The 19344-nt window shown below is 65.1% G+C and carries 19 protein-coding genes; all 19 read right to left on the bottom strand.

Annotated elements, in window-relative coordinates:
• Positions 1 to 48: 48 nt before the first annotated feature.
• The 19 genes from A2G96_RS06360 to A2G96_RS06270 all read right to left on the bottom strand — a co-directional run bounded on the left by A2G96_RS06360 (position 49) and on the right by A2G96_RS06270 (position 19344).
• Positions 49 to 525: a MaoC family dehydratase gene (locus A2G96_RS06360; protein ID WP_062797794.1), complete on the bottom strand. Its 477-nt coding sequence runs from the start codon at positions 523 to 525 to the stop codon at positions 49 to 51.
• Positions 526 to 557: 32 nt separating this feature from the next.
• Positions 558 to 1001, bottom strand: coding sequence for a MaoC family dehydratase (locus A2G96_RS06355; protein WP_062797790.1), 444 nt, complete (start codon positions 999 to 1001; stop codon positions 558 to 560).
• Positions 1002 to 1157: 156 nt separating this feature from the next.
• On the bottom strand, positions 1158 to 2276 hold the full coding sequence (locus A2G96_RS06350) for an acyl-CoA dehydrogenase family protein (RefSeq protein ID WP_062797788.1): 1119 nt from the start codon (positions 2274 to 2276) through the stop codon (positions 1158 to 1160).
• 13 nt (positions 2277 to 2289) lie between these two features.
• On the bottom strand, positions 2290 to 3492 hold the full coding sequence (locus A2G96_RS06345) for an acyl-CoA dehydrogenase family protein (RefSeq protein ID WP_062797783.1): 1203 nt from the start codon (positions 3490 to 3492) through the stop codon (positions 2290 to 2292).
• Between the two features lie 93 nt (positions 3493 to 3585).
• Positions 3586 to 4032 carry a DUF1178 family protein gene (locus tag A2G96_RS06340; RefSeq protein ID WP_062797781.1) on the bottom strand — a complete coding sequence of 149 codons (447 nt, stop codon included), beginning with the start codon at positions 4030 to 4032 and terminating at the stop codon, positions 3586 to 3588.
• A 117-nt stretch (positions 4033 to 4149) separates the two neighbouring features.
• Positions 4150 to 4803, bottom strand: coding sequence for an NUDIX domain-containing protein (locus tag A2G96_RS06335; protein ID WP_062797780.1), 654 nt, complete (start codon positions 4801 to 4803; stop codon positions 4150 to 4152).
• A gap of 44 nt (positions 4804 to 4847) precedes the next feature.
• Entirely contained in the window at positions 4848 to 5156 is a 309-nt protein-coding gene (locus tag A2G96_RS06330) for a DUF2818 family protein (protein WP_062797778.1), read from the bottom strand.
• A gap of 13 nt (positions 5157 to 5169) precedes the next feature.
• Entirely contained in the window at positions 5170 to 6645 is a 1476-nt protein-coding gene (gene nuoN, locus A2G96_RS06325; protein WP_062797776.1) for an NADH-quinone oxidoreductase subunit NuoN, read from the bottom strand.
• 18 nt (positions 6646 to 6663) lie between these two features.
• Entirely contained in the window at positions 6664 to 8130 is a 1467-nt protein-coding gene (locus A2G96_RS06320) for an NADH-quinone oxidoreductase subunit M (protein ID WP_062797774.1), read from the bottom strand.
• A gap of 27 nt (positions 8131 to 8157) precedes the next feature.
• Positions 8158 to 10245 (bottom strand): NADH-quinone oxidoreductase subunit L, encoded by a 2088-nt coding sequence (gene nuoL / locus A2G96_RS06315; RefSeq protein ID WP_062797773.1) that lies wholly within the window; start codon positions 10243 to 10245, stop codon positions 8158 to 8160.
• 58 nt (positions 10246 to 10303) lie between these two features.
• A complete protein-coding gene (gene nuoK, locus A2G96_RS06310) occupies positions 10304 to 10609 on the bottom strand; it encodes an NADH-quinone oxidoreductase subunit NuoK (protein ID WP_018005450.1) in 306 nt (101 codons plus the stop codon).
• 17 nt (positions 10610 to 10626) lie between these two features.
• Positions 10627 to 11271 carry an NADH-quinone oxidoreductase subunit J gene (locus A2G96_RS06305; protein WP_062797772.1) on the bottom strand — a complete coding sequence of 215 codons (645 nt, stop codon included), beginning with the start codon at positions 11269 to 11271 and terminating at the stop codon, positions 10627 to 10629.
• 213 nt (positions 11272 to 11484) lie between these two features.
• The gene (gene nuoI / locus A2G96_RS06300; protein WP_010809124.1) at positions 11485 to 11976 is read right to left on the bottom strand and encodes an NADH-quinone oxidoreductase subunit NuoI; all 492 of its coding nucleotides are present in this window, start codon (positions 11974 to 11976) and stop codon (positions 11485 to 11487) included.
• Positions 11977 to 12040: 64 nt separating this feature from the next.
• Complete coding sequence (gene nuoH, locus A2G96_RS06295) at positions 12041 to 13105, bottom strand: NADH-quinone oxidoreductase subunit NuoH (protein ID WP_062797764.1); 1065 nt, start codon at positions 13103 to 13105, stop codon at positions 12041 to 12043.
• Between the two features lie 21 nt (positions 13106 to 13126).
• Positions 13127 to 15490 carry an NADH-quinone oxidoreductase subunit NuoG gene (nuoG, locus tag A2G96_RS06290; protein ID WP_062797762.1) on the bottom strand — a complete coding sequence of 788 codons (2364 nt, stop codon included), beginning with the start codon at positions 15488 to 15490 and terminating at the stop codon, positions 13127 to 13129.
• A 12-nt stretch (positions 15491 to 15502) separates the two neighbouring features.
• A complete protein-coding gene (nuoF, locus tag A2G96_RS06285) occupies positions 15503 to 16798 on the bottom strand; it encodes an NADH-quinone oxidoreductase subunit NuoF (RefSeq protein WP_062797760.1) in 1296 nt (431 codons plus the stop codon).
• A 1-nt stretch (position 16799) separates the two neighbouring features.
• Positions 16800 to 17297, bottom strand: coding sequence for an NADH-quinone oxidoreductase subunit NuoE (gene nuoE, locus A2G96_RS06280; RefSeq protein ID WP_026164101.1), 498 nt, complete (start codon positions 17295 to 17297; stop codon positions 16800 to 16802).
• A gap of 184 nt (positions 17298 to 17481) precedes the next feature.
• Positions 17482 to 18735, bottom strand: a complete 1254-nt coding sequence (locus tag A2G96_RS06275; RefSeq protein ID WP_062797759.1) for an NADH-quinone oxidoreductase subunit D — start codon at positions 18733 to 18735, stop codon at positions 17482 to 17484.
• 9 nt (positions 18736 to 18744) lie between these two features.
• Entirely contained in the window at positions 18745 to 19344 is a 600-nt protein-coding gene (locus tag A2G96_RS06270; protein WP_062797758.1) for an NADH-quinone oxidoreductase subunit C, read from the bottom strand.

Raw genomic sequence — 19344 nt, 5'->3', positions numbered from 1 at the left:
GGCATATTGTCGCAGTGCCGCATGCGACGCTGCAATTCAGCCCGCAGGTCAACCGTAACGGCGGGTGATCGACTCGGCGATGCACACCGGGCGCTCGCTGCCCTCACGTTCCACCGTGACCTCCCAGGTGGACTGCGCGCCGACCAGCTCGGGCGATTTCGGCAGCGGATCCAGGCGCTCGACCTTGAGCAGCTTGATGCGCGCGCGCAGCTTGCTGCCGACCGGCACCGGTGCGGTAAAGCGCACCCGGTTGAGCCCGTAGTTGACGCCGATCTTGGACGGCATGCTGAGCGCGTTGTGCATGAACTTGGGCAGCAGCGACAGCGTCAGGAAGCCGTGCGCGATCGGGCCGCCATAGGGCGATTCTTTTTTCGCGCGCTCCACGTCGATGTGGATCCACTGGTGGTCGCCGGTGGCCTCGGCAAACTGGTTGACCTGCTGCTGGGTCACCTCGATCCAGTCGCTGACTGCGACTTCCTGGCCCTGCAGCCCTTCCAGTTCTTCCAGCGTTGCGATGGTACGCATGTCGATCGTCTCCTCGTGACGGTTAAGTGTTGTTACGCCGGCCGGCGGCCGTACATGCCCATGCCCTTGACGGTGCACACCAGCTCGCCGCGCTGGTTGGTCGCCTCCCACTGGGTATGGACCACGCCGCGATCCGGCTTGGACTGCGACGGCCGGCTGTCGAGCACGTTCAGCACCACGGTGAGCGTGTCGCCGGCATAGACCGGCTTGAGCCAGCGGATCTCGTCGACGCCGGGCGAGCCCATGCTGGCCGACTTGCCGGTGGTGCTCAGCACCAGCAGCCGCATCATGATCGAGCACGTCATCCAGCCGCTCGAGATCAGGCCGCCGTAGATGCTGTTGCTGGCGGCTTCCTTGTCGATATGGAACGGCTGCGGATCGTACTGGCGGGCGAAGCTCAGGATCTCTTCCTCGGTGACGAGGTAGGAGCCCAGTTCACGGCGGCTGCCGACTTCAAAATCCTCGAAATACAGCATGGGGCGTCTCCGTTGTGGATGCGGTTGACTGGTTCGCACTGATGATCGCATGGCGGGCGGGCGCGCGCGTCCGTATTTGCCGAACCCGCCCCTAACAGCGCGCAAAGAAAAAAACCGCGCCTGGACTGCAGCGCGGTTTTGACTGGACTAGCCGGATCAGGCAGCTTCCTGGAATCCGGGCTGGGCGGCGAACCGGCCCAGGTGATGGTCCACGTCGCCGAAGGTAGTGTTGATCATGGTCAGCCGCTTGAACATATGCGCGGCCGGCAGTTCGTTGGTCACGCCCATGCCGCCGTGGATCTGCACCGCCTCCTGGCCGACCGTGCGCGCGGCCTGGCCCACGCGCGCCTTGGCGGCGGAGACGTAGCGGCGCCGCTGTTCCGGCGTGGCCTCCTCGAAGCGCGCCGCGGCCAGCAGCGTGATCGAGCGCGACTGCTCGGCGTGGATGAACATCTCGACCATGCGGTGCTGCAACGCCTGGAAGCGCGCGATCGGCACGCCGAACTGCTGGCGCGTCTTGGCGTACTCCAGCGTCGCGGCATTGAGCGTGTCCATCACGCCCACGGCCTCGGCACACAGCAGCACCGCGGCGTAGTCGGCCGCCTGCTCGACCAGCGCGAAGCCCTTGCCGGCTTCGCCCAGCAATTGCGCGGGCGCGTCCTGGAAGGTGATATCGGCGGCGCGCAGGTTGTCGATGGTGCGGTAGTCCTTGATGCTGACGCCCGCGCCCCTGGCATCGACCAGGAACAGCGAGATGCCGTCCCGGTCGGCATCGGCGCCGCTGCTGCGCGCCGACACGATCAGCTGGTCGGCCTGGCCGCCGTGCACCACCACGGTCTTGCGGCCGTTGAGCTTGCCGTCGCGCGCGGCAACGCGCACGTTGTTCAGCTCATAGCGCGCCTGCGGCTCGTTGAATGCCACCGCCAGCTTCAGCCCGCCGCCGGCGACCTGCTCCAGCAGCGCGTCCTGGCCGCCAGCCAGGCCCAGCGCGTAGGCGCCCACCACGGTGGCCAGGTAGGGCTCGACGATCAGGCCGCGGCCCAGTTCCTGCTGCACCACCATCATGTCCAGCGCCTTGCCGGCAAAGCCGCCCTGCGCTTCGGGCACCGGCAGCGCGGTCAGGCCGAGCTCGGCCAATGCGCCCCATGCGGTGTCGCCGTAGCCGGCGGCGCTTTCGTAGCGCTTCTTGCGCTCCTCGAAACCGTAGTCCTTGTCGATGAAACGGCGGACGGCGTCGGCCAGCTGCTTCTGTTCGTCGCTGAGATTGAAGTTCATGATGCGTGTCTCCTCACAGCCCCAGAATCATCTGGCTGATGATGTTCTTCTGAATTTCGTTGGACCCGCCGTAGATGGAGGTCTTGCGATAGTTGAAGTAGTACGCGGCCAGCGGCGCGGCGTCGTCGTAGCCGGTCACGGCGTGCTCGGTCTCGCACTCCAGGTAGGCGGTGTCGAACGGCTGCGCGTACGGGCCGACGGCCTCGACCATCAGCTCGGTCAGCAGTTGCTGGATCTCGGTGCCCTTGATCTTCAGCATCGAGGCCTCGGGGCCGGGGCCCTTGCCCGCCGCTTCGCTCGACACCACGCGCAGCACGGTGATCTCCAGCGCCATCAGCTCGATTTCCAGCGCGGCCACCTTGGCGCCGAACACCGGATCTTCCAGCAGCGGCTTGCCGTTCTTCTGCTGCTGGCGCGCCACGCGCTTGAGGAAGCCCAGCTCGCGCTTGGAATTGCCGACGCGGGCAATGCCGGTGCGCTCATGACCGAGCAGGTACTTGGCGTAGGTCCAGCCCTTGTTCTCTTCGCCGACGCGGTTCTCGACCGGCACCTTGACGTTGTCGAAGAAGACTTCGTTCACCTCGTGCTCTTCGTCGAGCATGATGATCGGGCGCACCGTGATGCCCGGGGTCTTCATGTCGATCAGCAGGAACGAGATGCCCTCCTGCTTCTTGGCTTCGGGGTCGGTGCGCACCAGGCAGAAGATCATGTCGGCGTGCTGGCCGAGCGTGGTCCAGGTCTTCTGGCCGTTGACGATGTAGTGCTTGCCGTCGGAGGTCAGTTCGGCGCGGGTCTTCAGCGAGGCCAGGTCCGAACCCGAGCCCGGTTCCGAATAGCCCTGGCACCACCAGTCGGTGCAGTCGAGGATGCGCGGCAGGTAGTACGACTTCTGCTGCTCGTTGCCGTACTTCATGATCACCGGCGCGACCATGGCCACGCCGAACGGCAGCACGCCGGGCGCGCCGACGCGGGCATTCTCTTCGTCCCAGATATGGCGCTGGGTGGCGTTCCAGCCGGTGCCGCCGTACTGCACCGGCCAGTGCGGCGCCGACCAGCCCTTGCCGGCCAGAATCTTGTGCCAGCGCACCAGGTCGTCGCGGTTCGGACGGCGGTGGTTGAGAATCTTGCTGCGGATGTCCGCCGGCAAGTTGGCTTCGAGCCAGCTACGCACTTCCTCGCGGAAGGCATCGTCGGACGCCGAGTAGTTGAGATCCATGCCCGTCTCCAGTGGTGCCGGCATGGCGCGGGCCGCCGGCGGTTTGTTCTGCCTGCGCGTCATGCGCCGACAGCAACGGGCACAGGACGCAATTCAGTGAGCCGTCTGCTTCAGCGCATCCGGCACCACGAGCGGAAAGGTCTCGATGCCCTCCTCGGCCAGCGCCTGCACCTCCTCCGGCGAGGCCGAACCGCGGATGCCGCGTTCCGGCGCCTCGTCATAGTGCATGCGCCTTGCCTCCTCGGCAAAGCGGTCGCCAACGTCCTCGGTCTGCGCCAGCACCTGCTTCACTGCCTTCATATAGAGCGCTTGCAGTGTCACCGGTGCGGCTGCCGGCGGCGCCGGCCTGGCCTTGCCCTCGCGCGCGGTCGCACCCGACAGGTTCAGGCGCGGCGCGCTGGGCAGCCGGGTCACGGCGTGGTCGCCACAGACCGGGCATTGGACCAGGTCACGCGAGATTTGCGACTGCGCCTCTTCCTCCGAGGCAAACCAGCCCTCGAAACGATGGTCATGCGCGCAGCGCAGGTCGAGCACCTTCATGATCTTTCCAGCCCGTCAAAAGCTATATTATCCGCGAATCGAAATTTTGTGAACGGTCGTGCTAAATTTTCTCGAACGACCGTTCGGAACGATGCTGCGGCGCCTTCGCCGCGCCGCTCACCGTTGTGCCGCCCCATACGCCGGCATGGGCTGTTCCCCCGGCTGCCAGGCTCCGGAGATCACTTTTTCCAGCCAGAATGCGCCGATGATGGTCTTCACGTCGGTGATGCGGCCGCTCCGCACCCAGTCTATGACTTGCCCGGCCGGCGCGATGAAGGTTTCCAGGAATTCACCGTCGTCCAGCTGCGCCTCGCCATGCGTCAGGTCTCGCGCCAGCAGGATATCGATGAACTCGGTCGAATACGAAATCACCGGATGGATGCGCGTCAGGTAGTCCCAGCGCGCGGCGCGGTAGCCGGTTTCCTCGAGCAGCTCGCGTTCGCCGCAACGCTGCGCGCCCTCTTCGGGATCGAGCTTGCCTGCGGGGAATTCCAGCATCACCTCTCCTATCGGATAGCGGAACTGGCGCTCCAGCAGCACGCTGCCATCATCGAACAGCGGGATCATCATCACCGCGCCGGGATGGACCACGTACTCGCGCCCGGTCTGCTTGCCGTCGGGCAGCCTGACGATGTCCTGCTTCAGGGTAAGGAACTTGCCGCGATGGACCGTGGCCGACGCCACGCACACTTCCTTCAGTGCGTCGTCGTTCTCGGACAGTCCGGGGGATGTGGCGGGAAGTTGGGTACCGCGTTGGGTCTTGTCGGTCATGGACGCTCCGGATCAGGCAGGGCCCGGCGCCGACAAGACCGGCTTCAGGCCGTGCGGTGTTTGACGAGGTATTGCCAGGTGAAGCCGGGGAAGGCAAACACCAGCATCATGCAGGCGGTGATGGCGTAGAACTGCCAGCCCTGCGTAAATGTGCCGCCCAGGTTGGCTTCCACCGCAAAGCCCGCTGCGCCGGCCACGCCGAACCAGACGATCAGTTCGAGCAGGCGCAGCCACAGCGGCTTGCGCGCCTGCCGCAGCGGAATCACCACGAACAGGCGCTGGTTGACGAACGGTAGGTTCGCACAGACCAGTGCCAGCAGGATGACAAACCAGCCGCTTGCGGAGGCGCTCATATTGCGTGCCGGATCAGGAACCCAGCGACGAGCGGATGGCCTGGTAGCACAGGTTCATCAGCGCGGCCGGGAACAGGCCCAGCAGGATCACCGCGGCGCCGTTGACGCTCAGCATCGAACGCAGGCCGAAGGTGGCTTCCAGTTGCTCTTCGCCGGCGGGCGCGTCGAAGTACATCAGCTTGACGATGCGCAGGTAGTAGAACGCGCCGATCAGCGAGAACAGCACCGCCACCACCGCCAGCCAGGTCATGCCGGCCTTGACCACCGCGTCGAGCACCGCCAGCTTGGCGTAGAAGCCCACGGTCGGCGGGATGCCCGCCAGCGAGAACATCATCACCAGCATCAGGAAGGCAAACCACGGGTTGCGGCGCGACATGCCCTTCAGGTCTTCCAGGGTCTCGGCCTCGAAGCCCTTGCTGGTGCGCAGCAGGATGATGCCGAAGGTGCCCAGCGTGGTCAGCAGGTAGGTGACCGAGTAGAACATCGCCGAGCTGTAGGCATCGGCGGCGCCGTCGGCCTTGTTGGCGACCACGCCCGACAGCAGGCCCAGCAGCACGAAGCCCATGTGCGAGATGGTCGAGTACGCCAGCATCCGCTTCAGGTTGCTCTGCACGATCGCGGTCAGGTTGCCGATCGCCAGCGAGATGATCGACAGCACCACCAGCATCATCTGCCAGTCGCTGGCCAGCGGCAGCAGGCCTTCGACCAGCACGCGGATGAACAGCGCGAACGCCGCCACCTTCGGGCCGCCGGCGATCAGCAGCGTCACCGCGGTCGGCGAGCCCTGGTAGATATCCGGAATCCACATGTGGAACGGCGCGGCGCCCAGCTTGAACGACAGGCCGGCGACGATGAAGACCACGCCGAAGGCCAGCATGGTGGTGTTGATGCGGCCGGACTCGACCGCGCGGAACACCTCGCCCAGGTTCAGCGAACCGGTGGCGCCGTACATCATCGAGATGCCGTACAGCAGGAAGCCCGAAGCCAGCGCGCCCAGCACGAAGTACTTCATGGCCGATTCGGAGGTCACGCGCGACTCGCGGCGCAGCGCCACCAGCGCGTACGACGACAGCGACAGCAGTTCCAGGCCCAGGTACAGGGTCAGGAAGTTGTTGCCGGTGATCATCACGATCTGGCCGCCCAGCGTGAACAGCGCCAGCATGTAGAACTCGCCGGCGAACATGTCGCGCTCGGCCAGGTAGCGGCGCGTATAGACCAGCGTGACGAACAGGCCGGCGGCGCAGAATGCCGACAGCACGTTGGCCATCGGGTCGATCACGACCAGGTTGGCGAACGCGTAGTGGGTCTCGCCAGTGGCGGCGTTGATGCCGAACCAGGCGGTCAGCACCAGCGTGGTCAGCAGCGACAGCGGATACGCCACGCTCTGCTTGCCCTTGCCGCGGGCCAGGTCGATCCAGTTGATCGCGGCGATGGCGATCGCCAGGAAGATGATCGGCGCCACGGGGGCGAGTGTCGAGGACGGTTGCATGTTGATATCTCTCCCCGATTACAGCTTGGACTGCGCCGCGTGCTGCAGCAGGTTGACCACGGACGGGTGCATCACGTCGGTAAAGGGCTTCGGGTGCAGGCCCATGTACAGCGTCATGATGGCCAGCAGGCCGAGCATGACGAACTCACGCTTGTTCAGGTCGGCCAGCTCGCGCACGTGCTGGTGCACGACGTCGCCGAAGATGACGCGCTTGACCATCCACAGCGAGTAGGCGGCGCCCAGGATCAGCGCGGTGGCGGCCAGCAGGCCGATCCAGAAGTTGAACTTGACCGCGCCCAGGATCACCATGAATTCGCCGACGAAACCGGAGGTGGCCGGCAGGCCGCAGTTGGCCATGGCGAAGAACACCGACAGCGCCGCGAACTTGGGCATGGTGTTGACCACGCCGCCGTAGTCGGCGATCTGGCGCGAGTGCACGCGGTCGTACAGCACGCCGATGCACAGGAACATCGCGCCCGAGATAAAGCCGTGCGAGATCATCTGCACGATGCCGCCTTCGACGCCGATGTCGCTGAAGATAAAGAAGCCCAGCGTGACGAAGCCCATGTGGGCGATCGACGAGTACGCCACCAGCTTCTTCATGTCGGCCTGCACCAGTGCCACCAGGCCGATGTAGATCACCGCGATCAGCGAGATGGTGATGATGAACGGGGCCAGGTAGTGGCTGGCGTCAGGCGCGATCGGCAGCGAGAAGCGCAGGAAGCCGTAGGCGCCCAGCTTCAGCATGATCGCGGCCAGCACCACCGAGCCGCCGGTCGGCGCCTCGACGTGGGCGTCGGGCAGCCAGGTGTGCACCGGCCACATCGGCACCTTGACCGCGAAGGCGACGAAGAAGGCCAGGAACAGCGCGATCTGCTCGTTCATCGACAGCTTGGCCTGGTGCCACTGCAGGATCTCGAAGGTGCCGGTCTTGTTGTACAGGTACAGCAGCGCGACCAGCGTCAGCAGCGAGCCCAGCAGCGTGTACAGGAAGAACTTGAAGGCCGCGTAGACACGGTTCGGGCCGCCCCAGACGCCGATGATGATGTACATCGGGATCAGCGTGGCTTCGAAGAACACGTAGAACAGCATGCCGTCGAGCGCGCAGAACACGCCCACCATGAGGCCCGACAGGATCAGGAACGACGCCATGTACTCGGCCACGCGCTCGGTGATCACTTCCCAGGCCGAGATCACCACGATCACCGTGATGAAGGCGGTCAGCACCACGAACCACATCGACAGGCCGTCAACGCCCAGCAGGTAGTGGATGTTGAAGCGCTCGATCCAGTTCGCCTTCTCGACGAACTGCATCGCCGCGGTGGCGCGGTCGAAGTTGAACACCAGCGGCAGCGTGACGACGAAGCTGGCGATCGAGCCGAACAGCGACATCCAGCGCACGAAGCCGGGGCTGCGGTCCGAGCCGAAGGCCAGGATCAGCAGGCCGAAGAAGACAGGCAGCCAGATTGAGAAAGACAGAACCATTTCTATGTTTTCCTTACTTGGTGCCTATCACTTGGTGCCGATCACGCCCGTGATCGTCAGCGTCAGCAGCACCAGCATGCCGACGATCATCGCGAACGCGTAGTGGTAGATATAGCCCGACTGCAGGTAGCGGCTGGCCGAAGCGAACGATGCCACCACGCGTGCCGCGCCGTTGACGAACAGGCCGTCGATCAGGCTCTGGTCGCCGCCCTTCCACAGGCCGGTACCGAGCAGGCGTGCGCCGCGGGCGAACACGGCCTGGTTGATGGCGTCCATGTAGTACTTGTTGTCGAGCAGCTTGTACAGGCCCGAGAAGCGGTTCTTGATCGCTTCCGGAATATCCGGGCGCTTCATGTAGAAGAACCACGACAGCACCACCCCGGCGATGGCCAGCCACAGCACGGGCGTGGTCAGCGAGTGCTGCGCCATCGCCACCCAGCCGTGGAACGCTTCCTTCAGCTCAGCCATGGCGTGGTGGTTCTCGCCGACGAAGATCACTTCCTTGAAGGCGATGCCGTTCTTGAAGAAGTCGCCGAACAGCATCGGCTCGATCGCGATCGCACCGATCACCACCGACGGGATCGCCAGCAGCACCAGCGGCAGCGTCACCACCCACGGCGACTCGTGCGGCTTCTCGCCGGCGGCCAGGCCGTGATGATGGTCGTGCGAGACTTCCTCGTCCTCGTGGTCGCCCTCATGGTGCTGGTGCGCGTGGTTCTGGCCCCAGCGCGACTTGCCATGGAACACCAGGAAGTACATGCGGAACGAGTAGAACGCGGTGACGAACACGCCCGCCAGCACGGCGAAGTAGGCAAAGCCCGAACCGGCGATATGCGACTCGGCCACGGCCTCGATGATCGAGTCCTTGGAGTAGAAGCCCGAGAAGAACGGCGTGCCGATCAGCGCCAGCGAACCCACCAGCGAGGTGATCCAGGTGATCGGCATGTACTTGCGCAGGCCGCCCATGTTGCGGATGTCCTGGTCGTGGTGCATGCCGATGATGACCGAGCCCGCGCCCAGGAACAGCAGCGCCTTGAAGAACGCGTGCGTCATCAGGTGGAACACCGCCACCGAGTAGGCCGAAGCGCCCAGCGCCACGGTCATGTAGCCCAGCTGCGACAGCGTCGAGTACGCGACCACGCGCTTGATGTCGTTCTGGATGATGCCCAGGAAGCCCATGAACAGCGCGGTGATGGCGCCGATCACCAGCACGAACGACAGCGCGGTGTCCGACAGCTCGAACAGCGGCGACATGCGCGCGACCATGAAGATGCCGGCGGTCACCATGGTGGCCGCGTGGATCAGCGCCGAGATCGGGGTCGGGCCTTCCATCGAGTCGGGCAGCCACACGTGCAGCGGGAACTGCGCCGACTTGCCCATCGCGCCGATGAACAGGCAGATGCACGCGACGGTGATCATCATCCAGTCGGTGCCCGGGAAGATCACGGTGGCGAGCTGGTCGCGCGCGGCGAACACTTCGGTGTAGTTCATGCTGCCGGCGTAGGCCAGCAGCAGGCCGATGCCCAGGATGAAGCCGAAGTCGCCGACGCGGTTGACCAGGAACGCCTTCAGGTTGGCGAAGATCGCCGTCGGACGGGTGTACCAGAAGCCGATCAGCAGGTACGACACCAGGCCCACCGCTTCCCAGCCGAAGAACAGCTGCAGGAAGTTGTTGCTCATCACCAGCATCAGCATCGAGAAGGTGAACAGCGAGATGTAGGCGAAGAAGCGGTTGTAGCCGGGGTCCCCGTCCATGTAGCCGACGGTGTAGATATGCACCATCAGCGAGACGAAGGTCACCACGACCATCATCATCGCGGTCAGCGAGTCGACCAGGAAGCCGACCTCCATCTTCAGGCTGCCGATCGCCATCCACTCGTAGACGGTGCCGTTGTAGCCCGCGCCGTTCATCACGTCGAGCAGCACCATCACCGACAGCACGCAGGCAATGGCCACGCCTAGGATGGTCGAGGTGTGGGCCAAGATCCGGCCGCCGCGCGACTCCGAGGAAAACAGGCCAAAGAACTTGGTACCGAACAGGCCGGCGATCGCGGAGCCGACTAGCGGCGCCAGCGGGATCGCAAGCAGCAGGTTGGGGTTGAGCGTGGTTGCCATAGGACGCTTAGTGGTGTGCGGTCGGTGAGTCTTGGGTATCTACGTAGTGCGCCACGGCTCAGCCCTTGAGGGTGTCCAGGTCGTCCACGTTGATCGTATCCAGGTTGCGGAACAGCACAACCAGGATGGCGAGACCGATTGCCGACTCGGCGGCGGCCACCGTGAGGATGAAGAAAACGAAAACCTGTCCTGCCAGGTCGCCCAGGTAATGCGAGAAGGCGACGAAGTTGATGTTCACCGCGAGCAGCATCAGTTCGAGCGCCATCAGCAGCACGATCACGTTCTTGCGGTTCAGGAAGATGCCGACGATGCTGATCGCAAACAGGATCGCACCGAGCACGAGGAAATGAGCGAGAGAGAGCACAGCGATTTCTCCGGGCTTTAGTTCTTATTGGCGGCAGCCGCGGCTTCCGTCTGCTGGGTCTGGTCTTCGGCGGCCATCGGCACCAGGCGCACGCGCTCGTCGCGGCGGGTGCGCAGCTGTGCCGACACGTCCTGGGCCTTGACGTCCTTGCGGCGGCGCAGCGTCAGTGCCACGGCGGCAATGATCGCCACCAGCAGGATGATGCCGGCCACTTCGAAGGCGTAGATGTAGTCGGTGTAGATCAGCTTGCCCAGCGCGGCGGTGTTCGAGTAGCCCGGCTCCTGCGAGCCGCTCGGCGCCACCGGCGTGGTGGTGCCGATGAAGTTGCGCACCAGCACGATCGCCATCTCGGCGATGATCAGCGCGCCTACGATCGAAGCCATCGGCACGTAGGTCCAGAAATCGCGGCGCAGGTGCTCGATATCGATATCGATCATCATCACCACGAACAGGAACAGCACCATCACCGCGCCGACGTAGACCAGCACCAGCAGGATGGCGAGGAATTCCGCCTGCAGCAGCATCCAGATCGCCGCGGCCGTGAAGAACGACAGCACGAGGAACAGTGCGGAGTGCACCGGGTTCTTCGCGGTGATGACTTTCAGTGCGGAGAGCACCAGCACCAGCGCAAAGACGTAGAAGATGGTGGTCGTGAGTTCCATGGTCCCTATCGGATCCTCTCTGGGCCGTCCGGCACAAGCCAACCCCTCGGGTGGCCCGCTCCTGCGGCATCCTTGCATTGGCCCCTGACATTGCAGGGACCGCATTTCGATTCGGTGGCGGCGGCTGCCAGGTCTGCTGCTTGCGGCAGCCGCCAACCGGCGTTACGTCGGCGGCCGAAACTTCCGGCCGCTGTCCGGCTGAGTGTTGCTGGCTTAGCGGTACTTCGCGTCGGCCGCCTTGGCCGCGGCAATCTGCGGCTCGTAGCGGTCGCCCACGGCCAGCAGCATGTCCTTGGTGAAGTACAGGTCGCCGCGCTTTTCGCCGTGGTATTCCAGGATCTGCGTCTCGACGATGGCGTCGACCGGGCAGGCCTCTTCGCAGAAACCGCAGAAGATGCACTTGGTCAGGTCGATGTCATAGCGCGTGGTGCGGCGCGTGCCGTCGGCGCGCGCGTCGGACTCGATCGTGATGGCCAGCGCCGGGCACACCGCCTCGCACAGCTTGCAGGCGATGCAGCGCTCTTCCCCGTTGGGGTAGCGGCGCAGCGCGTGCAGCCCGCGGAAGCGCGGCGAGATCGGCGTCTTCTCTTCCGGGAACTGGACCGTGATCTTGCGCGCGAAGAGATAGCGGCCGGTCAGGGCCATGCCCTTGAAGAGTTCCTTCAGGAGCAGGCTGTTGAAGAAGTCCTTGATGGCGAGCAGCATGATGCTTCCTAGTATTTCCACACGGCGCGCGCCCTGCCGGGCAGGCGCACCGTCGTTTGGCCGTTCAGTGCCAGATGTTCCACGGCGACTTGATCCAGATCGCCACGATGATCAGCCAGGCCACGGTCAGGGGAATGAACACCTTCCAGCCCAGGCGCATGATCTGGTCATAGCGGTAGCGCGGGAACGAGGCACGGATCCAGATGAACACCGACAGCAGCAGGAAAACCTTGATCAGCAGCCAGAAGAAGCCCGGGATCGCGTTGGTCACCACGCTCTCGAACGGAGGCGCCCAGCCGCCCAGGAACATCAGCGCGGTCATCGTCGAGATGACGATCATGTTGATGTACTCGGCCAGGAAGAACAGCGCGAAGCCCATGCCCGAGTATTCGATCATGTGGCCGGCGACGATTTCCGATTCGCCTTCGACCACGTCGAACGGGTGGCGGTTGGTTTCGGCCACGCCCGAGATGAAGTACACGCCGAACATCGGCAGCAGCGGCAGCCAGTTCCACGACAGGATGTTGATGCCCATGTCGGCGAAGTAGCCGGTGTTCTGGCCGTTGACGATGGCCGACAGGTTCAGGCTGCCGGCAACCATCAGCACCGTCACCAGGGCAAAGCCCATGGCGATTTCATACGACACCATCTGCGCCGCGGCGCGCATCGCGCCGATGAAGGCGTACTTGGAGTTCGAGGCCCAGCCGGCCAGGATCACGCCGTACACGCCGACCGAGCTGATCGCCATCACGTACAGCAGGCCGGCGTTGACGTCGGCCATCACCACCTCGGCCTGGAACGGAATCACCGCCCAGATCGCCACCGCCGGCATCAGCACCATCAGCGGGGCGATCAGGTACATGCCCCGGCTGACCTGCGTGGGCATCATGACTTCCTTGAGCAGCAGCTTCAGCACGTCGGCGATCGGCTGCAGCAGGCCGAGCGGGCCGACGCGGTTCGGGCCGATGCGCACGTGCATCCAGCCGATCAGCTTGCGCTCCCACAGGATCAGGTAAGCCACGCACAGCAGCAGCGGCACCACGATGATCACGGCGCGGATCAGGATCCACAGCGGCGTCCAGTACGCGCCCAGTACGCCCTGCCCTTGCGAGGTAATCCAGTCAATCATGTCTTGTTCTCGCTCTTGTTCTTACGCCGTGGCCACGGCGCCGGTGGCCGGCGCCAGGTCAATGGCCTTCTCTACGGTGACGGTGCCGAACATCGCGCCCAGGCTCATCGCCGCCGGCGTTGCCGCCGGCACGCGCACGGTGTTGGCAGGCAGCGTCGCCTCGAGCACGGCCGGCAGCACCACGCTGCCCTGCCCTTGCGTGACCCGCACCGGATCGCCGGACTGGATGCCCAGGCTAGCGAACAGGTCGGCCGGCAGCGCGATCTGCATCGCGCGACGCGCGGCGGCGCTCAGCTGCAGCGACTCGGCGCGGCGCACGATCGGGTCGGCATGGTAGATCGGCACGTCGGCGATGCGCTCGATGCCGTTGCCGGCAGCGGCGGCCACGCGGATCGGCGCGTCGGTGGCGTTGTCCAGCTGCGCGTCGACCGGGGCCGACAGCACTTCGGCGCGCACCGCCTCGGCGGTGTCGTAGTCGAAACCGGCCACGTCCAGCAGGTTGCCCAGCACGCGCAGCACCTTCCAGCCCGGGCGCGCTTCGCCCAGTGCGCGCACCACGCCGTTGAAGCTCTGCGGCTTGCCTTCGCAGTTGACGAAGGTGCCGGCGGTTTCGGTGAACGGCGTCACCGGCAGGATCACGTCGGCGTACTGCATCGCCGCTTCCGAGCGGAACGGCGACAGCACCACCACGGTGCCGGCCTGGGCCAGCGCGGCCAGCGCCAGGCGCGGGTCGGCGGCGTCGAACTCGGGTTCGGTGTTCAGCAGGATGTAGGCCTTGCGCGGCGTCTCCAGCATGGCCTGCGCATTGGCGCCGCCCTGCTTCGGCAGCGCGCCGGCGATATAGCCGCCGACGGTGTTGGCCGCTTCGGTCAGGAAGCCCAGCGTGGCGCCGGTTTCGGTGGCGATCCACTGTGCCAGCGCATGCAGCGCCGAGAACTGCGGATGACGCACGGCCTCGTTGCCGAGGAATACGGCACGGCGCTCGCCCGACAGCAGCGACTCGGCGGCCTTGGCAGCGGTGTCGCCACCGTCGAAGCCGTCGGTGCCGGCCGGGGCGGCCACGCCCTTGGCTGCAGCCACGGCACGGGCCACGCCGGCCAGCGCGGCGGTCCAGCCCGACGGGGCCACGTCGATACGGGTGGCGGGCATCAGCAGGTCTTCACCACCGGCACCCAGCACGGTCACGCGGGCGCCCTTCTTGGCCGCCTGGCGCAGGCGCGAGGCCAGCAGCGGATGGTCCTTGCGCAGCGACGAGCCGATCACCAGCGCGCGTTGCAGCGTGGTCACGTCGGCCACCGGCATGCCCAGCCAGGGCGTGCCCTTCAGCGCGGCCGAGAAATCGGTCTGGCGCAGGCGGAAGTCGACGTTGTCGCTGCCCAGGCCGCGCATCAGCTTGCCCAGCAGGAACAGCTCTTCCAGCGTGCTGTGCGGGCTGGCCAGCGCGGCGATCTGGTCGGCGCCGTGTTCGCGCTTGATGCCGGCCAGGCCATTGGCCACGTATTCCAGCGCGGTCTGCCAGTCGGTTTCCATCCACTCGCCGCCCTGCTTCAGCAGCGGGCGGGTCAGGCGGTCGGCGCTGTTCAGGCCTTCATACGAGAAGCGGTCCTTGTCGGAAATCCAGCACTCGTTGATGTCTTCGTTTTCCAGCGGCAGCACGCGCATCACGCGCTGGTTCTTGGTCTGCACCACCAGGTTCGCGCCGAGGCCGTCGTGCGGCGACACCGACTTGCGGCGCGCCAGTTCCCAGGTGCGGGCCGAGTAGCGGAACGGCTTGCTGGTCAGCGCGCCGACCGGGCACAGGTCGATCATGTTGCCCGACAGTTCCGAGTCGACGGTCTTGCCGACGAAGGTGGTGATTTCGGAGTGCTCGCCGCGGTTGAGCATGCCCAGCTCCATCACGCCGGCCACTTCCTGGCCGAAGCGCACGCAGCGGGTGCAATGGATGCAGCGGGTCATCTCCTCCATGGAGATCAGCGGGCCCACGTTCTTGTGGAACACCACGCGCTTTTCTTCCTTGTAGCGCGACTCCGAGGCACCGTAGCCCACGGCCAGGTCCTGCAGCTGGCACTCGCCGCCCTGATCGCAGATCGGGCAATCCAGCGGGTGGTTGATCAGCAGGAATTCCATCACCGACTTCTGCGCCTTGACCGCCTTCTCCGAATTGGTGAAGACCTTCATGCCGGGGGTCACCGGCGTGGCGCAGGCAGGCAGCGCCTTCGGGGCCTTCTCGACCTCGACCAGGCACATGCGGCAGTTGGCCGCGATGGACAGTTTGCGGTGGTAGCAGAAGTGCGGGATGTAGGTGCCCAGCTTGCGGGCGGCTTCCATCACCAGGCTGCCCTCAGCAACCTCAACCTTCTTGCCGTCGATCTCTAGTTCAACCATGTTCTGCCACGCTTAGATGTAGGCCGGAACCATGCACTGCTTGTGTTCGACGTGATATTCGAACTCTTTCCAGTAGTGCTTGAGCATGCCGCGGACCGGCATCGCCGCGGCATCGCCGAGCGCGCAGATGGTGCGGCCCATGATGTTTTCCGCGACGTTGTTGAGCAGGTCCAGGTCTTCCTGGCGCCCTTCTCCGTGTTCGATGCGATTGACCATGCGGTACAGCCAGCCGGTGCCTTCGCGGCACGGCGTGCACTGGCCGCACGATTCCTCAAAGTAGAAGTACGACAGGCGCAGCAGCGAGCGGACCATGCAGCGCGTCTCGTCCATCACGATCACCGCGCCCGAGCCCAGCATCGAGCCGGCCTTGGCGATCGAGTCGTAGTCCATGTCGGACGCCATCATCAGGTCGCCCGGCACCACCGGCGCCGACGAGCCGCCCGGGATCACCGCCTTGATGCGCTTGCCGCCGCGCATGCCGCCGGCCAGTTCCAGCAGCTTGGCGAACGGCGTGCCCAGCGGGATCTCGTAGTTGCCGGGACGCTCGACGTCGCCCGAGATCGAGAAGATCTTGGTGCCGCCGTTGTTCGGCTTGCCCATCTTCAGGTAGTTCTCGGGGCCGACCGCCAGCAGGAACGGCACCGCGGCGAAGGTCTCGGTGTTGTTGATGGTGGTCGGCTTGCCGTACAGGCCGAAGCTGGCCGGGAACGGCGGCTTGAAGCGCGGCTGGCCCTTCTTGCCTTCCAGCGATTCGAGCAGCGCGGTTTCCTCGCCGCAGATGTAGGCGCCGTAGCCGTGGTGGGCATGCAGCTGGAAGCTGAAGCCCGAGCCCAGGATGTTGTCGCCGAGGAAGCCGGCGGCGCGCGCCTCTTCCAGTGCCTGCTCGAAGATCTTGTATTCGTTCCAGATCTCGCCGTGGATGTAGTTGTAGCCCACGGTGATGCCCATCGCGTACGCGCCGATGGCCATGCCCTCGATCAGCGCATGCGGGTTGTAGCGGATGATGTCGCGATCCTTGAACGTGCCGGGCTCGCCCTCATCGGTGTTGCACACCAGGTATTTCTGACCCGGGAACGTGCGCGGCATGAAGCTCCACTTCAGGCCGGTCGGGAAGCCCGCACCGCCGCGGCCGCGCAGGCCCGAGGCCTTGACGTCGGCGATCACCTGCTCGGGCGGGATCTTCTCGGTCAGGATGCGCTTCAGCTGCTGGTAGCCGCCACGCTTGACGTAGTCTTCCAGGTGCCAGTTGTTGCCGTCCAGGCCGGCCAGGATCAGCGGCTGGATATGGCGATCATGCAGACAGGTCATGTTACTTGCCCCCCTTGGCAGCCTCGGCCTTGAGCTCTTCGACCAGGGCGTCGAGCTTGTCGTCGCTCATCCAGCTGCACATGCGGGTGTTGTTGACGATCATCACCGGGGCGTCGCCGCAGGCGCCCATGCACTCGCCTTCCTTCAGCGTGAAGCAGCCGTCCGCGGTGGTTTCGTTGTAGTCGATGCCGAGCTTGCGCTTCAGGTAATCGCCAGCCCGCTCGCCGCCCGACAGGGCGCACGGCAGGTTGGTGCAGACGGTGAGCTTGTACTTGCCCACCGGCTTGGTGTCGTACATGTTGTAGAAGGTCGCCACCTCTTCCACCCACACGGGCGGCATCTCGAGGTAGTTGGCGACGAACTGCATGACTTCGGGGGAAACCCAGCCCACCTCGCCCTGCGCCACGGCAAGCGCCGCCATCACGGCCGACTGCTTCTGGTCGGCCGGATACTTCGCGATCGCGCGATCGATTTCCTTGAGAGCTTCTGCTGATAGCATGGTCATTGCAGTAAAACGCCGGAGACAGCGCCACCGGGCGTCTCTCCGCAGGTTTGCAGCCGTCGCTGCCGTTCCGCCGGCGGGCCTGAGGCCGTGCCGGTCCGCCGCGGGTCTTCCGGGCCGCTCCGCACAGCAGAGCTCCTCGGAAAGCGCCCGGATCGTCGTCCGGGCCGGCGGTCCGTGATTAGCGGTCGATCTCGCCGAAGACGATGTCTTGCGTGCCGATGATCGTTACCGCGTCAGCAATCATGTGTCCCTTGGCCATTTCGTCCAGCGCGGCCAGGTGGGCAAAGCCGGGAGCACGGATCTTCAGGCGGTACGGCTTGTTCGCGCCGTCCGAGATCGCGTAGATGCCGAACTCGCCCTTGGGGTGTTCCACCGCTGCGTACGCCTCGCCTTCGGGCACGTGGATGCCTTCGGTGAAGAGCTTGAAGTGGTGGATCAGTTCTTCCATGTTGGACTTCATGTCCACGCGCGAGGGCGGCGCCACCTTGTGGTTCTCGGTGATCACCGGACCGGGGTTGCGGCGCAGCCATTCCACGCACTGCCTGATGATGCGGTTGGACTGGCGCATCTCTTCCACGCGCACCAGGTAGCGCGCGTAGCAGTCGCCGCCCACGCCCACCGGCACGTCGAAGTCCAGCTTGTCGTACACCTCGTACGGCTGCTTCTTGCGCAGGTCCCAGGCAATGCCCGAGCCGCGCAGCATCGGGCCGGTAAAGCCCATCTGCAGCGCGCGTTCCGGACTGACCACGCCGATGTCCACCAGGCGCTGCTTCCAGATCCGGTTGTCGGTCAGCAGCGTCTCGTATTCGTCGACGTACTTCGGGAACCGGTTGGTGAAGTCCTCGATGAAATCCAGCAGCGAGCCCGAACGGGCTTCGTTCATGGCCTTGATGGCGCGCTCGTTGTGTACCTTGGACGCGCGATATTGCGGCATCGTGTCAGGCAGGTCGCGGTACACGCCGCCCGGACGGTAGTAGGCCGCGTGCATGCGCGCGCCCGACACCGCCTCGTACATGTCGAACATGTCCTCGCGCTCGCGGAACGCGTACAGGAACACCGCCATCGCGCCCACGTCGAGCGCGTGCGAGCCGATCCACATCAGGTGGTTCAGCAGGCGGGTGATCTCGTCGAACATCACGCGGATGTACTGCGCGCGCACCGGCACCTCGAGGCCCAGCAGCCGCTCGATCGCCATCACGTAGGCGTGCTCGTTGACCATCATCGACACGTAGTCGAGGCGGTCCATGTACGGCACGCTCTGGATCCAGGTCTTCTGCTCGGCCAGCTTCTCGGTGGCACGGTGCAGCAGGCCGATATGCGGGTCGGCGCGCTGGATGACTTCGCCGTCCAGTTCCAGCACCAGGCGCAGCACGCCGTGCGCGGCCGGGTGCTGCGGGCCGAAGTTCAGGGTGTAATTCTTGATATCTGCCATGACGCGTTCTCAGTACTCCACGCCGCCGTACTTGTCCTCGCGGATCACGCGCGGCGTGAGTTCGCGCGGCTCGATCGTGACCGGCTGGTAGATGACCCGCTTCTGCTCGGGGTCGTAGCGCATCTCGACAAAGCCGGAAACCGGGAAGTCCTTGCGGAACGGATGGCCGACGAAACCGTAGTCGGTCAGGATGCGGCGCAGGTCCGGATGGCCGTCGAACACGATGCCGTAGAAATCGAAGGCTTCGCGCTCGAACCAGTTGACCGAGTTCCACACGTTGATCAGCGACGGCAGCACCGGGAAATCATCGTCGCTGGCGAACGCGCGCAGGCGCAGGCGCCAGTTGTGCGTGACCGACAGCAGCTGCGACACCGCGGCAAAGCGCAGGCCGTCCCAGGCGCCGTCGCCGTACTCGGAATAATCCACGCCGCACAGGTCGATCAGCTGCTCGAAGCGCAGCGACGGATCGTCGCGCAGCATCTGCGCGACTTCGAGGTAGTCGTCGGCCTTGACCACCAGCGTCAGTTCGCCGGTCGCCTCGACCAGTTTCTGCACACGCTTGCCGAGAACTTTCTCGAGCGCGGCCTTCAGGGTATCGAGCTTCGCCAT

Origin of the sequence: Cupriavidus nantongensis, from assembly GCF_001598055.1 — a bacterium.
Lineage (GTDB): Bacteria > Pseudomonadota > Gammaproteobacteria > Burkholderiales > Burkholderiaceae > Cupriavidus > Cupriavidus nantongensis.
This window is presented reverse-complemented; position numbering and strand designations above follow the sequence as displayed.

Bases quoted from the DNA above. Each gene is read 5' to 3' on its own strand.
- A2G96_RS06360 (WP_062797794.1), bottom strand. From the start codon at position 525: ATGCGTACCATCGCAACGCTGGAAGAACTGGAAGGGCTGCAGGGCCAG.
- A2G96_RS06355 (WP_062797790.1), bottom strand. From the start codon at position 1,001: ATGCTGTATTTCGAGGATTTTGAAGTCGGCAGCCGCCGTGAACTGGGC.
- A2G96_RS06350 (WP_062797788.1), bottom strand. From the start codon at position 2,276: ATGAACTTCAATCTCAGCGACGAACAGAAGCAGCTGGCCGACGCCGTC.
- A2G96_RS06345 (WP_062797783.1), bottom strand. From the start codon at position 3,492: ATGGATCTCAACTACTCGGCGTCCGACGATGCCTTCCGCGAGGAAGTG.
- A2G96_RS06340 (WP_062797781.1), bottom strand. From the start codon at position 4,032: ATGAAGGTGCTCGACCTGCGCTGCGCGCATGACCATCGTTTCGAGGGC.
- A2G96_RS06335 (WP_062797780.1), bottom strand. From the start codon at position 4,803: ATGACCGACAAGACCCAACGCGGTACCCAACTTCCCGCCACATCCCCC.
- A2G96_RS06330 (WP_062797778.1), bottom strand. From the start codon at position 5,156: ATGAGCGCCTCCGCAAGCGGCTGGTTTGTCATCCTGCTGGCACTGGTC.
- nuoN (WP_062797776.1), bottom strand. From the start codon at position 6,645: ATGCAACCGTCCTCGACACTCGCCCCCGTGGCGCCGATCATCTTCCTG.
- A2G96_RS06320 (WP_062797774.1), bottom strand. From the start codon at position 8,130: ATGGTTCTGTCTTTCTCAATCTGGCTGCCTGTCTTCTTCGGCCTGCTG.
- nuoL (WP_062797773.1), bottom strand. From the start codon at position 10,245: ATGGCAACCACGCTCAACCCCAACCTGCTGCTTGCGATCCCGCTGGCG.
- A2G96_RS06305 (WP_062797772.1), bottom strand. From the start codon at position 11,271: ATGGAACTCACGACCACCATCTTCTACGTCTTTGCGCTGGTGCTGGTG.
- nuoI (WP_010809124.1), bottom strand. From the start codon at position 11,976: ATGCTGCTCGCCATCAAGGACTTCTTCAACAGCCTGCTCCTGAAGGAA.
- nuoH (WP_062797764.1), bottom strand. From the start codon at position 13,105: ATGATTGACTGGATTACCTCGCAAGGGCAGGGCGTACTGGGCGCGTAC.
- nuoG (WP_062797762.1), bottom strand. From the start codon at position 15,490: ATGGTTGAACTAGAGATCGACGGCAAGAAGGTTGAGGTTGCTGAGGGC.
- nuoF (WP_062797760.1), bottom strand. From the start codon at position 16,798: ATGACCTGTCTGCATGATCGCCATATCCAGCCGCTGATCCTGGCCGGC.
- nuoE (WP_026164101.1), bottom strand. From the start codon at position 17,297: ATGCTATCAGCAGAAGCTCTCAAGGAAATCGATCGCGCGATCGCGAAG.
- A2G96_RS06275 (WP_062797759.1), bottom strand. From the start codon at position 18,735: ATGGCAGATATCAAGAATTACACCCTGAACTTCGGCCCGCAGCACCCG.
- A2G96_RS06270 (WP_062797758.1), bottom strand. From the start codon at position 19,344: ATGGCGAAGCTCGATACCCTGAAGGCCGCGCTCGAGAAAGTTCTCGGC.